Source organism: Streptosporangium oxazolinicum, assembly GCF_039537505.1.
GTDB classification, from domain to species: Bacteria; Actinomycetota; Actinomycetes; order Streptosporangiales; family Streptosporangiaceae; genus Streptosporangium; species Streptosporangium oxazolinicum.
Window position 1 is genome coordinate 261,384 of record NZ_BAABAQ010000003.1, and the last position, 11,876, is coordinate 273,259.

Here is an 11,876-nt window from a genome sequence, read left to right on the forward strand (position 1 = left end):
GTGATCCCCCTCAGACGTGGATGTGGCGCCGGTACGTGACCAGGGCCACCGCGATGCCCCCGGCCGTGAGCGCGGCCAGGTAGCCGACGTGGATCGCGGAGGTGAGCGGGGTGGCGGTACCCAGGCTCAGGGTGCGGCACAGGTCGACGCCGTGCCACAGCGGCGTGACGTACGCCAGCGGGCGCAGCCAGCCGGGGAGCGTCTCGATGGCGAAGAAGGTCCCGGAGAACAGGTACATCGGCATCAGCACGAACCGGAACACCGTGTCGAGGGTGTTGAACCTGTCGACGGTCACCGCCCACGCCGCCAGCGGGGCCGCGAAGGCCATGCCGGTGAGCAGCGCGGCGGGCACGGTGAGCACCGCCCACGGGGAGCGGGTGGCGCCGAAGGCCGCCATCACCACGGCGAACGCCAGCGCGCTCGTCCCGATCCTGAACGCCATGAACAGCATGTGCCCGGCCATGATGTCGCGGGGTTCCAGCGGGGTCGCGGCGGCCACCAGGTAGCTCTTGTCCTGCCGCAGGGAGCTGTGGACCACGAACGCCCCCTCGACGTAGGCGTTCTGCATCGCCGCGGCGGCGAGCATCCCGGGGGCGAAGAACTCCAGGTACGTCAGGCCACCCAGCGACGCGGGGTCCACCAGCCGTCCGAGCCCGGCGCCGATGGCGATCAGGAAGAGCAGCGGGTTCGCCACGCTGATGACGATGGTGCCCTTCCAGGATCGGCGGTAGCGGAGCATCCACGAGGAGAACTCGCGCAGGATCATGGGCATGCGTCGTCCGCCTCAGTCGGTCGGGGTCGGGAACACGGGCATGTCGTCCGCCTCAGTCGGTCAGGGTCCGGCCGGACAGACGCAGGAACACGTCCTCCAGCGTCGATCTCCGGACGAGGGCGGTGATCGGGGTCATCCGCGCGGCGGTGACCCCGGCCAGCGTCGCCTCGCCCTCGTGCGTGTAGACCAGCACCCGGTCGGGCAGGACCTCGACCCGCTCCCCCTCCCCGGGGTCGACCAGGTCGTGGAGCTTCTCGGCGGCCTGCTCGTGCTCGTCGATCCGGAACCTCAGCTCCAGGACCTCGCGCGTCGAGTGCCGGCGGATGAGCTCCTGAGGTGATCCCTCGTCCGCGATGAGCCCCTTGTCCATCACCACCAGGCGGTCGCACAGCTGCTCGGCCTCGTCCATGTAGTGGGTGGTGAGCAGCAGCGTCACCCCCTGCTGCTTCAGCCTGAACAGCCGGTCCCACAGCACGTGCCGCGCCTGCGGGTCGAGCCCGGTGGTCGGCTCGTCGAGCAGCAGGATGTCCGGTTCGTTGATCAGGGAGCGGGCGATCGTCAGCCGTCGCCGCATGCCGCCGGACAGCGCCCCCAGGGTCTCGCCCGCCTTCTCCTCCAGCTGCGCGAACTCCAGCAGGCGCTCCGCGCGCTCCCTGATCACGCGGCGGGACAGCCCGAAGTAGAGGCCGTACATCGTCAGGTTCTCGCGCACGGTGAGGTCGGGGTCCAGCACGTCGTCCTGCGGGACCACGCCCAGGCGCGCCCGGATTCTCCGGCCGTCGCGGGCGGGGTCCATGCCGAGGATCCGCAGGGTTCCGGCGGTGGCCGGGGAGACGCAGCCGAGCATGCGCATCGTCGAGGACTTTCCCGCCCCGTTGGGGCCGAGGAATCCGAACGCCTCCCCCCGGTCGACGTGGAAGTCGATCCCGGCCACGGCCTGGAACCCGGCTCCCCGCCTGTCCCTGGGCGGGTACGTCTTCCTGAGCCCCTTCGCCTGGATCAGTGGTGTCGCGCTGTCGTCGCCTGCCATGGACACCTCGGGTTCGCGGTACGGCCAGTCGGGTTACCGATAGATCACAGGATCTTCAGGACTTGATTTTGCAAGAGTTGGTGTAGATCCCGCAATATATTTACCTGGCGGACAGGGTGCCGCATATCGGGCCGGGCTTCCGTGGACGGTGCCCCAGGCCGGGAACGACACCTCGCGAGCGCCCGGCCGGACGCCCTCACCGAGCGGTCGGCGGTGACGTGCCCTCCCCGGCCGCACTTCCCGGCTCTCCGGCTTCCGGGAGCGGATGCCGAGGTGGCCGACGCCACCCCCTTAATGGGCTTGCTCCCTTTTCCGCAATTATTTCGGATTAAAGCGCATATTGTGCATCCAGGGCGGCCGTCCTACGATCGCAGCCGACGCGAAGAAAGGAAGACAGAGACACCCGCGAGCAGGCTTTATGACATAAAACCCTGACCACACGGCCCGTACGGCCTGTCATGAATGACCGAAACCCACCGCGCCCGCTTTCCGGCTGAAATTTTGGTCCCGATTCCACGGTTAACAACGCGTTAATTATGCCTTATGTGCAAGAAGGACGGACAATGCGCACGTCTCACCCTGTCAAGGCGTTTCGCCGGATTACGGTGGCCTTTCGGGCGCCGTACGGGGGCCGGGGGCCCTTGACATGGGGACAGACGGCGATCTGGGAGGTGCTGCGCTGGCTCCCGCCGGGGGACGCCTCGCTGAACCTGCTCGCCGGGTGCGAGGTCGAGCCCGGCCGCGATCTCGACGACGTGCTCGCCGCCGTCCGCGCGCTCGTCGAACGCCACGACGCCCTGCACACACTGTTTCCCCAGGACGACCCGGACGGGGGGAAACCCGTCCAGGTGGTCGTACCCTCGGGCGATCTGGAGGTCGCCGTCCACGAGACGGGGACGCGGAGCCCCGCCAACGTGGCGGCGTACGCCGGGGCGAGGCTGCGTGACGCGCCGTTCGACGTCGGCCGGGAGCTTCCGCTGCGGGTCGCGGTGGTGACCAGGCAGGGCGTCCCGGTCCGGGTGATCCTGGCGATGAGCCACCTGGCGGTCGACGGATGGAGCCTGAAGATCGTCTGTGACGACCTGAGAACACTCCTGTCGGCTCCGGCCGCCCTCGGCCTCCCTGCGGAACAGCCCCTGGTGCGTGCCGCCTACGAGGCGTCGGAACGTGCCGGGCAGCGGGAGCGGCGGGCCTTCGACTACTGGGCCGGGGCCGTGCGCGAGCTGCCGCGCGTCTGGCTGGAGGACCTCAGGCAGGGTGGCGAGGCCAGGCAGGGCTGGTCGGAGATCCGCTCCCGCGCCCTCTCGCGGGCGGTCCGCGCGCTGGCCGCCCGCGCGGGCGTCACCCCCGGCATGGTGCTCCAGGCCGCCGTCGCGCTGCTCCTCGGCCTGTACAAGGACGAGGACGACGTCGCCCTGCGGCTCATCGTGTCCACCCGCTTCAAACCGGAGACGCGGCGCTTCGTGGGAGCCTTCAACCAGAACGCGCTGCTGCGGCTCCGCCTGCGCCACGAGTCGTTCTCCGGCTTCCTGTCCCACGCCGGAAGGGCCGCGCTCGCGGCCTACAGCACCTGCGAGTACGACCCCGTCCGGCTTGAGGAACTCGTCGCCCGTGTCACGGCGGAACGCGGCATCGGCGCGGACGGATACTGCTTCTACAACGACATCAGGTTCGACGCCCCGGCCGCGCCCGCCGGGCGCCACCTGTCCCCGCCGGAGTACGACGCCCTGCTGGACGAGACGGAGCTGGTGGAACCGCCCCACGACACCGACCAGAAGGGCGCGACGTTCTTCCTGTACGTCCACGAGCTGTCCGAACGCGCGGTGCTCACCCTGTGCGCCGACCGGCGGTTCCTGGAACCGAGGGGACCCGCCGACTTCCTTTTGGACCTGGAGTGGCTCGCCGTCGAGGCGCTCCACACGGACGCCGGGCCGCTCCGTCTCGCCGAGGCGCTGGCGAGACGGGTGAGACGGCCCCCGGGGTGACCGCGAGCACGGCGGGGATACCCGGACCCGGCGGCCCCCGATCATCCCCGGGTCCGGGTTCGGGTTCGGGCTCAGGTCCGGGTCCGGCCGGAAGGTCACCGGTCGCGGTCACGATGCCGGTACGGGCCTTCCGAGCACCTCCGCCAGGCGTGAGAAGCTGTCGCCGCCCTGACCGGCGTCGATCGCCCGCCGGGCGACGGCCTGGGCGGCGCTCAGCACCCCCGCGTCGATGCCCTGGTCCTGGGACGCGTGGATGATGTGCTCGATACCGGCGGCGGCCGACAGGATGGTGGACTCGTCGCCCGGGTGACTGCCGCCGTCGACGTGCCGCGCGAACTCGTCGACGATATCGGGCAGCAGGGCGCCGATCCCCTTGGCGAGCGGGGCGAGGTCCGTGGCCGTGATGTTCTCGGCGGCGGCCAGGGCGAAGGCGTGGACGAGACCGCTCATGGACGTCCAGAAGAAGTCGAGCAGGGCCACGTCGTGCGCCGCCGCCCTCCCGGGGTCCGCGCCCAGGTACGCGGAGGTGCCGCCCAGGCTCGCCAGCGCCCGCCGATGGGTCTGGTAGACCTCCTCCGATCCGCTGTACAGGACGACGGCCGCCGGTCCCCCGATGGTCGGCGTCGGGGTCATGATGGCGCCGTCGAGATAGTCGATGCCCCGCCCGGCGGCCCACGCGGCCATCCGGCGGGCGCGTTCCGGCGTGTCGGCGGTGAGGTTGGCCAGGGTACGGCCCTTCAGCGCGTCGGCGGCGGAGTCGACGATCGCCTGCGCGGCGTCATAGTCGATCACGCAGGCGATCGTCAGCGGGCTCGCCGCGACCGCGTCGGCGACCGTGTCCGCGCGGGTCGCCCCCCGGGCGACGAGAGCGTCGGCCCTGGAAGCCGTGCGGTTCCACACGGTCGTGGGGTGGCCCTTCCCGAGGAACGCCCCGGCCAGCGCCTGCCCCATCGGGCCCAGGCCGAGCACCGTCACCGGTGCGGGATGGTCGTCGGTCATTTCCTTCTCCGATTCATGTCGTTCGATCCGGTGTCCGGCGCCCCCGCGAGGTCCGTACGAAGCAGGTCGATCAGGGCTGAGATGTCGCCGCCGCCCAGGTTCGCGGCGACGCCCCGGTGCAGCAGCGTTCCCATGGGCTCCAGCAGCTCGGCGCTGACGCCCTGGTCTCCGCTGGCGTCCAGCAGGTTGACGAAGGCGTCCGCCTGCATCCTCAGGTTCGAGGCGGCGGCGGAGTGGTCGTCCGTGTCGTACGCCTTCGCCATCGCGGGAAGACCGGTGATCATGGCATTGAGCCACGAGACCACCAGCGGCGTGAACTCCGTCGCCGGGACCTTCTCGGAGCCGACCATGGCGATGGCGTGGAAGAAGCCGCCGAACATGCCGTACATCGCGCTGAGCAGCGCGATGTCGTACAGCGACGCCCGGCCCGCGTCCTCGCCCAGGTAGCTGACGGTGCCCGTCGCCGACAGGGTCCGCTCGTGGGCGGTGAAGGCCTCGGGCGATCCGCTGCAGAGGACGAGTGATCCAGGGGTCCCGATCATCGGGGGTACCGCCATGATGCCGCCGTCCAGATAGTCCGCTCCCTGCTCGGACACCCAGCGGGCCAGCTCACGCGCCTGGCGGGGCGTGCCGTTGGTGAGGTTCACCAGGGTCCGGCCCGCCAGGACGCCGGTCACGGTACCGGAGGTGCCGGGAGTGCCGGGGGTGCCGGGGGTGCCGGGGGTGTCGAGGATGTCGAGGATGTCCGCGACGCTCGCGACACCGTCCGCGCCGTCCGCGCCGACCGCGCCGTCCGCGCCCGGTGCCCCCGACGCCCCTTGTGCACCCGGTGCGCCGAGGACGTCGCGCACCGCGTCGTAGTCCAGCACGCAGAGCACGACGATCCGGCTCGCCGCGATCGCCTCGGTGACGGTGGCCGCCTCGGTCGCGCCCCGCTCCGTGAGCTCCCCGCCCTTCCCGGCGGTACGGTTCCAGACGGTCGTGGGATGGCCGTTGTCCAGGAACGCCCCGGCCAGCGCCCTTCCCATCGCCCCCAGACCGATGACTGTCACCGGCGGACGGTCGTCGGTATCCATTCATCCCTCTGTTTCATACGGTGCCAGCATGCGAAAGTCCCAGTCCCGGACCCCTTCGTGACCCCGGCTGGGACGATTCGATGCTGGCGTGCCGCTGAAATTTCCTCAAGTACCTACTATTTTGTCAGGTACTAACCTTTTTGTAAGTATGGAGCGCCGGATGAAGAAGCAGACCTACTCGTGCGGGCTCGACGCCGCCGTCGACGTCGTGGGCGGCAAGTGGAAGGCGCTGATCCTGTGGGCCCTCCACTCGGGGGCCCTGCGGTTCGGCGAGCTGAGCCGGAACGTGTCGGGCATCAGCGAGAAGATGCTGATCCAGCAGCTCAGAGAGATGGAGTCGTACGGCCTGGTGCACCGCGAGGTCTATCACCAGGTTCCGCCGAAGGTGGAATACTCACTGACCGAGTTCGGCCACTCGCTCAACACCGCGCTCATCCCGCTCGGCGACTGGGGCGAGCTCCACATGGAGACCATCGAGGCCCTCCCCCGCCCCTGAGCCTCCGTCGGGTCCCCTTTGAGGCCCCTTTGAGCCCCTTTTGAGTCTCCGCACCAGCCCCTGGGCGCCCGTCGAGCAACGAGCCCACAAACACCTCTGGGCACCCTCCACATGGAGGGTGCCCAGAGGTGCCTCACTCGGTGCGCCGCCAGGGACTCGAACCCCGGACCCGCTGATTAAGAGTCAGCTGCTCTAACCAACTGAGCTAGCGGCGCTTGAAGCCCTTGAAGGATAGCGCACATCGGGCGGCGCCTCGAAATCAGCGGCGACCGGCGACCGTGGGACAGGGACGATCACCGCTAAGCTAGAACAACATTCGGTCCGGTACTGGGAGCACACATGTGGTTCGCCTCACCGAGCGACGCCGGCGAGCGGCTCGACGCCGTCGACTACCTCCCCGACGACTCCATCTCGACCTCGGTCTTCCTGGCGGGCGCGCTCGGCAAACCACTGCTCACCGAGGGCCCTGCGGGAGTGGGCAAGACCCAGCTCGCCAAGGCCGTGGCGGCGGCGACCGGGGCGCGGCTGGTCAGGTTGCAGTGCTACGAGGGGCTGGACGAGGCCAGGGCGCTGTACGAGTGGAACTACAAGAAGCAGCTCCTGCGCATCCAGGCCGGGCAGGGCGAGGAATGGGACGCCACCCACGACGACATCTTCACCGAGGAGTTCCTGCTGGAGCGGCCGCTGCTCGCGGCGATCCGGTCGGAGACACCGGTGGTCCTGCTGATCGACGAGATCGACAAGGCCGACGTCGAGGTGGAGGGGCTGCTGCTGGAGATCCTGTCCGACTACCAGGTCACGATCCCCGAACTCGGCACGATCACCGCCACGCGGAAGCCGTACGTGGTGCTGACCTCCAACGCGACCCGCGAGCTCTCCGAGGCGCTGAAGCGGCGCTGCCTCTACCTGCACCTGGAGTATCCGACGCCGGAGCGCGAGCGCGACATCGTGCTGGCCCAGGTGCCCTCGATCGAGGCGAGCCTGGCCGAGCAGCTCGCCCGCACGGTCGCCACCCTGCGCGGCCTGGAGCTGAAGAAGTCGCCCTCGATCGCCGAGACGATCGACTGGGCCAACACGCTGCTGGCGCTGGGCAGGATCGAGCTGGACGAGGCGGCGATCGGAGCCACCCTCGGCGTCGTCCTCAAGCACGCCTCCGACCAGACGCGGGCCCGTAAGGAACTCGCCCTGTGACGGGCCCCCTGCTCGACCGGCATGTGGGGTTCGTGCGGGCGCTGCGCGAGGCCGGGCTGCCGGTGTCACCGGCCGAGGGGCTGGACGCGGCCAGGGCGCTGGAGGTGATCGACCTGACCGAACGGGAGTCGCTCCGGGCCGCGTACGCCGCGACGCTGGTCAAGCGCCCCTCGCACCGGCCGGGCTTCGACACGCTGTTCGACCTGTGGTTCCCCGCCTCGACGACCGGCCCGCGGGCGTCGCGCGCGGCCGAACCGGACCCACCGGACCCACCGGACCCGCCAGACCCGTCGGACCCGTCGGGACCCCCGGACCTGGAGACCGCCGAGGTTCCCGAGCTGCGCGACCGGCTGGCCGGGCTGCTGCTGGGTGCCGAGGGGATGAACGAGTTCGCGCGGGCGATGGTGGAGCGTTTCGGCCGCCAGGCCGCGGGCCCCGGCAGGCAGAACTGGTTCTCCTACCCGGTGATGCGGGCGCTCTCCCCCGAGACGCTCATGGCGCGACTGCTCGCCGAGGTCCTCGCGGGCCGGGAACGCGGCGGGCTGGCGGAGAAGGTGGCCCGGCAGCGGATCGGCGAGAACACCAGGCGCTTCGAGGACGCCGTCTCCGGCGACGTACGCCGCCGGATCGCCGAGGACTCCGGGATCGAGCGGATCGCCCGCTCCGCCGTACGCCCGCCGCTCGAGCAGCTCGACTTCCTGCGGATCACCAAGGCCGACCTGGCGAGGCTCCGCCGGGAGGTCCACCCGCTCGCCCGCCGCCTCGCCACCCGGCTGACCGTCAAGCACCGGCTCGGCCATCGTGGCCGCCTCGACTTCCGCAGGACCGTACGGGCCTCGCTGTCCAGCGGCGGGGTGCCGCTGACCACTTTCAACAGGCCGCGCCGCCCGCACAAACCCGAGCTGGTCGTCCTCTGCGACGCCAGCGACTCGGTCGCCTCCTTCGCCCACTTCACCCTGCTGCTGACGTACGCGCTGCGCGAGCAGTTCACCAGGGTCCGCGCGTTCGGGTTCGTGGACACCGTGGACGAGATCACCCGGTTCTTCGTGCCGGGCGCCGACGTGGTGGAGGCGATGACCCGGCTGGCGCGGGAGGCCGACATGGTGCGGTTCGGCCGGACCGACTACGGTCGCGCGCTGGAGGGGTTCGCCGAACGGTACGGCGACGCGATCGGGCCGAAGACGTCCCTGCTGATCCTGGGCGACGCCCGGTCCAACTACCAGCCGCCCGCCCTGGAGACGCTGAGGCGCCTGGCCGGGGCCGCCCGGCACGCCTACTGGCTCAACCCGGAACCGGCCGCCCAGTGGGACAGCGGCGACTCGCTGGCGACGGCGTACGGCGGGATCGTGCCGATGCGCGAGTGCCGGAACGTCGCGCAGCTGGCGGCCTTCATCGAGGACCTCGTCTGACGACCGCGCGAGATCCGACGAACGTACGAGATCTAACGAACATGCGAGATCCGACGAACGCGCGAGAGCTCCCGGATTCACCGGGCGTGGATGTCCGGCCCCCGCGCGGGCCGGGCCGCCCGGGGTGTTTCCGGGCGGAGGTGATCAGGCGAACGAGCCGGGCATCGGGCGCGGTCAGCTCATCCGGCGCAGCACCCGGGCGGCGGTCCTGGCCAGGATCTCCACCTGGGCCTCGTCGAAGTCGGCCCGGGGGCCCTTCAGGATCCAGCGCGCGACCAGGCGGGGCTTGAGAAGGGTGAGTCCCTCCGCGGTGACCGACCGCCTGATCTCCCCGCCGTGCACGGCGATCAGCGGCTCGATGGTGATGGGGATGCCCGATTCGCGGGAGAGCACCTCGGCCAGCGACTCGGAGACCTCGACGAGCGCCTTGGCCACCTTCGTGCCGTACTTCTCGCCCAGGAACAACCGGTCGCCGTACCGGGCGATCTCGGTGTCGGGGTCCCACGCCTCGTTGTCCACCACCCAGACGCCGCCGGGGCCGATGACGAGGTGGTCGACCGAGGCCTTGCCCGGCATGGCCCGGCCTTCGAGGATGTGGTAGCCGGCCCTGCGCAGCTTGCGGCGGAGCAGCTTGCCGGTGATGGTCTCACCCCGGCGCCTGCCACGCCAGACGGCGGTGGCGTCGTACTGCCGCCAGGCCAGGACCGCGTCCCCGGCGGCGACGAGCAGGCCGCACAGCAGGCCGAGGATCGGCGGGGACAGGTTGAAGCGGTAGGCGAGCGCGACGCCCACGGCCAGGCCGACCGCCGCCTTGACCGCGCGCATCTTCCTGCGCTGGACGGTTTCCTTGATCCAGAACTGCTCGTACATGACCTGTGGCGACAGGCCGTGAACCTGGTCGACTGGCGTCACGTAGATAGATCCGCCCGGCATAGCGAACCCCCATGGCTAGAACGGTCGGCAAGGAAAGGGAGGGGGGACCTGCCACGCTGAAGATCCTTAGACTATGAAATACCCAATCGGGGGCTCCAGCTATCTCTGGATGGCGAAGGTGACGCAAGTAACACGTATTCGCCAGCCGCCATCGGCATAACCGACCAGTCGGTATGCTTTCCCTCACCACACCATGGGGGACGCATGACTCAGGACCAGGAGCCGGTACGGCAACGCCTGCTCAGCGAGGCCACCCGCCTGTTCGCCGAGCGGGGCTTCGAGGGCACGTCGGTGCAGGAGGTCGTCTCGGCGGCCGGTGTCACCAAGGGCGCCATGTACCACTATTTCGACTCCAAGGATGATCTGCTCCACGAGATCTACGGGCGCGTGCTGCGCCTGCAGATGGAGCGGCTGACCCACTTCGCCGACGGCCCGGGGTCGGTGTCCGAGCGCCTGCACGCCGCCGCCGCGGACGTCGTGACGACCACCGTGGACAACCTGGACGACTCCAAGATCTTCTTCCGTTCGATGCACCTGCTCGCGCCCGAGACCCGCAAGGTCGTCCGCGCCGAGCGGCGCCACTATCACGAGCGCTTCCGCGACCTGGTCACCGAGGGACAGCGCGAGGGCACCTTCAGGAGCGACGTCCCCTCGGACATCGTCGTCGACTTCTTCTTCGGCTCCGTCCACCACCTGGGCACCTGGTACAGCACGGAGGGCGCGCTCTCCGGCCCCGAGCTGGGGGCACACTTCGCCGACCTGCTGCTCACCTCCCTGCGACCGGATCGGCCGACAGTCCCCGCGTGACAGCACCGTGCCCCCGTACGGAGCCGGGGATCATCGCGCCGACGCGTGGTCAGGCCGGACCGGGCAGGTCGGCGAGGTCCGCCAGGGCTTCCCGGTGGGCGCCGGGAGTGCCGAGCGCGATCTCCGTGGACTTGGCACGCTTGAGATAGAGGTGAAGGGGGTGCTCCCAGGTCATCCCGATCCCACCGTGAAGCTGGACGCTCTCCTCGGCGACGCGCACCGCCACCTCCGAACACCACGACGCGGCCACCGCCGCCGCCAGCTCACGATCCCCGGCCGCCCCCTCATCGGACACCCCCAAGTCCGTAGCCAGCAGGTCGGCCGCGTTCCTCGCGGCGGCACGGGCCCGCACCACGTCCAGCCAGAGATCGGCCATCCGGTGCTTGATCGCCTGGAAGGACCCCACCGGCCGGGCGAACTGGCGGCGCTCCTTGATGTAGGCGAGCGTCGTGCTCAGGCACCACTCGGCGACCCCGAGCTGCTCGGAGGCGAGCAGTCCCGCGCCGAGGCTCAGCACCCTCCGCGCGTCGAACCGGCCGATCGCCTCACCGGCGGGGGTGCCGGAGAACGTGACGGTGGCGATCGGCCGCGTCAGGTCGAGTGACGGCACCACGTCGATCCGGACGTCCTCGGCCGCCACCCGATAGAGCGCCGTTCCGACGGGTAGGAGCAGCACGTCCGCCACGTCCGCGCCCGCCACCGCCCTGACCTCCCCGTTCAGGGTCCGCCCGTCCGTGACGGTGACGGTCTCCGGCAGCGGCCGGTACGGCGAGGCCGCCAGCGACACCGCGAGCGCCGCCGTCGTCTCCCCCGAGGCGAGCTCCCGGATCAGGTCCTCCTCTCCGGCCCACAGCAGGGCCGTGGTGGCGAGCACCGAGCTGGTGAGGAACGGCAGCGGCGCCACCGCCCGCCCCAGCTCCTCCAGCACCACCGCGACCTCCCGCGCCGACGCCCCCGCCCCGCCGTACTCCTCAGGCACGAGCAGGCCCGCCACCCCGATGTCCCGGGACAGCGTCCTCCACAGGCCCATGTCGTACGGCGCCCCGGACTCGACCCGCCCCAACACGGCGTCGGCCCCGCAGCGGTCCGCGAGAAGATCCCGCACGGAGGCGCGCAGTTCCTCCTCGACCTCGGTGTACAGCAGTGTCATCGGTCGCTCACCACTCCTCGTTCACTAC

The 11,876-nt window shown here is 70.4% G+C and carries 11 protein-coding genes and 1 tRNA gene; 5 read left to right on the top strand and 7 right to left on the bottom strand.

From position 1 onward, the window contains the following. Positions 1–10 precede the first annotated feature (10 nt). Together ABD817_RS10845 and ABD817_RS10850 are read right to left on the bottom strand one after the other, a co-directional pair. Positions 11–772 carry an ABC transporter permease gene (locus tag ABD817_RS10845; RefSeq protein WP_344917680.1) on the bottom strand — a complete coding sequence of 254 codons (762 nt, stop codon included), beginning with the start codon at positions 770–772 and terminating at the stop codon, positions 11–13. A gap of 52 nt (positions 773–824) precedes the next feature. After that, positions 825–1,802: an ABC transporter ATP-binding protein gene (locus ABD817_RS10850; protein WP_344917681.1), complete on the bottom strand. Its 978-nt coding sequence runs from the start codon at positions 1,800–1,802 to the stop codon at positions 825–827. A 641-nt stretch (positions 1,803–2,443) separates the two neighbouring features. On the opposite strand from ABD817_RS10850, the gene ABD817_RS10855 reads away from it, so the two are divergent. Further along, positions 2,444–3,787, top strand: coding sequence for a condensation domain-containing protein (locus ABD817_RS10855; RefSeq protein WP_344917682.1), 1,344 nt, complete (start codon positions 2,444–2,446; stop codon positions 3,785–3,787). Between the two features lie 108 nt (positions 3,788–3,895). Here ABD817_RS10855 and ABD817_RS10860 read toward each other — a convergent pair whose 3' ends face one another. Both ABD817_RS10860 and ABD817_RS10865 read right to left on the bottom strand, forming a co-directional pair. Further along, entirely contained in the window at positions 3,896–4,786 is an 891-nt protein-coding gene (locus ABD817_RS10860; protein ID WP_344917683.1) for an NAD(P)-dependent oxidoreductase, read from the bottom strand. Further along, the gene (locus ABD817_RS10865; RefSeq protein ID WP_344917684.1) at positions 4,783–5,838 is read right to left on the bottom strand and encodes an NAD(P)-dependent oxidoreductase; all 1,056 of its coding nucleotides are present in this window, start codon (positions 5,836–5,838) and stop codon (positions 4,783–4,785) included. Before ABD817_RS10865 ends, ABD817_RS10860 begins: the two co-directional genes overlap by 4 nt. 184 nt (positions 5,839–6,022) lie before the next feature. Between ABD817_RS10865 and ABD817_RS10870 the strand changes: the two genes are divergently transcribed. Then, positions 6,023–6,358 carry a winged helix-turn-helix transcriptional regulator gene (locus ABD817_RS10870; protein ID WP_344917685.1) on the top strand — a complete coding sequence of 112 codons (336 nt, stop codon included), beginning with the start codon at positions 6,023–6,025 and terminating at the stop codon, positions 6,356–6,358. 141 nt (positions 6,359–6,499) lie between these two features. On the opposite strand, the gene ABD817_RS10875 is transcribed toward ABD817_RS10870, so the two are convergent. Further along, a tRNA-Lys gene (locus ABD817_RS10875) sits at positions 6,500–6,573 on the bottom strand. Positions 6,574–6,697: 124 nt separating this feature from the next. Between ABD817_RS10875 and ABD817_RS10880 the strand changes: the two genes are divergently transcribed. Then, positions 6,698–7,549, top strand: coding sequence for an AAA family ATPase (locus ABD817_RS10880; protein WP_344917686.1), 852 nt, complete (start codon positions 6,698–6,700; stop codon positions 7,547–7,549). Further along, positions 7,546–8,958 (top strand): vWA domain-containing protein, encoded by a 1,413-nt coding sequence (locus ABD817_RS10885; protein WP_344917687.1) that lies wholly within the window; start codon positions 7,546–7,548, stop codon positions 8,956–8,958. The genes ABD817_RS10880 and ABD817_RS10885 overlap by 4 nt, the downstream gene beginning before the upstream one ends. 174 nt (positions 8,959–9,132) lie before the next feature. Here ABD817_RS10885 and ABD817_RS10890 read toward each other — a convergent pair whose 3' ends face one another. Further along, a complete protein-coding gene (locus tag ABD817_RS10890) occupies positions 9,133–9,870 on the bottom strand; it encodes a nuclease-related domain-containing protein (RefSeq protein WP_344917688.1) in 738 nt (245 codons plus the stop codon). Positions 9,871–10,095: 225 nt separating this feature from the next. On the opposite strand from ABD817_RS10890, the gene ABD817_RS10895 reads away from it, so the two are divergent. After that, positions 10,096–10,698: a TetR/AcrR family transcriptional regulator gene (locus tag ABD817_RS10895; RefSeq protein ID WP_344917689.1), complete on the top strand. Its 603-nt coding sequence runs from the start codon at positions 10,096–10,098 to the stop codon at positions 10,696–10,698. Between the two features lie 49 nt (positions 10,699–10,747). Here ABD817_RS10895 and ABD817_RS10900 read toward each other — a convergent pair whose 3' ends face one another. After that, the gene (locus ABD817_RS10900) at positions 10,748–11,848 is read right to left on the bottom strand and encodes an acyl-CoA dehydrogenase family protein (RefSeq protein WP_344917690.1); all 1,101 of its coding nucleotides are present in this window, start codon (positions 11,846–11,848) and stop codon (positions 10,748–10,750) included. Between the last annotated feature and the right edge of the window lie 28 nt (positions 11,849–11,876).

Bases quoted from the DNA above. Each gene is read 5' to 3' on its own strand.
- ABD817_RS10850 (WP_344917681.1), bottom strand. From the start codon at position 1,802: ATGGCAGGCGACGACAGCGCGACACCACTGATCCAGGCGAAGGGGCTC.
- ABD817_RS10845 (WP_344917680.1), bottom strand. From the start codon at position 772: ATGCCCATGATCCTGCGCGAGTTCTCCTCGTGGATGCTCCGCTACCGC.
- ABD817_RS10895 (WP_344917689.1), top strand. From the start codon at position 10,096: ATGACTCAGGACCAGGAGCCGGTACGGCAACGCCTGCTCAGCGAGGCC.
- ABD817_RS10900 (WP_344917690.1), bottom strand. From the start codon at position 11,848: ATGACACTGCTGTACACCGAGGTCGAGGAGGAACTGCGCGCCTCCGTG.
- ABD817_RS10870 (WP_344917685.1), top strand. From the start codon at position 6,023: ATGAAGAAGCAGACCTACTCGTGCGGGCTCGACGCCGCCGTCGACGTC.
- ABD817_RS10860 (WP_344917683.1), bottom strand. From the start codon at position 4,786: ATGACCGACGACCATCCCGCACCGGTGACGGTGCTCGGCCTGGGCCCG.
- ABD817_RS10880 (WP_344917686.1), top strand. From the start codon at position 6,698: ATGTGGTTCGCCTCACCGAGCGACGCCGGCGAGCGGCTCGACGCCGTC.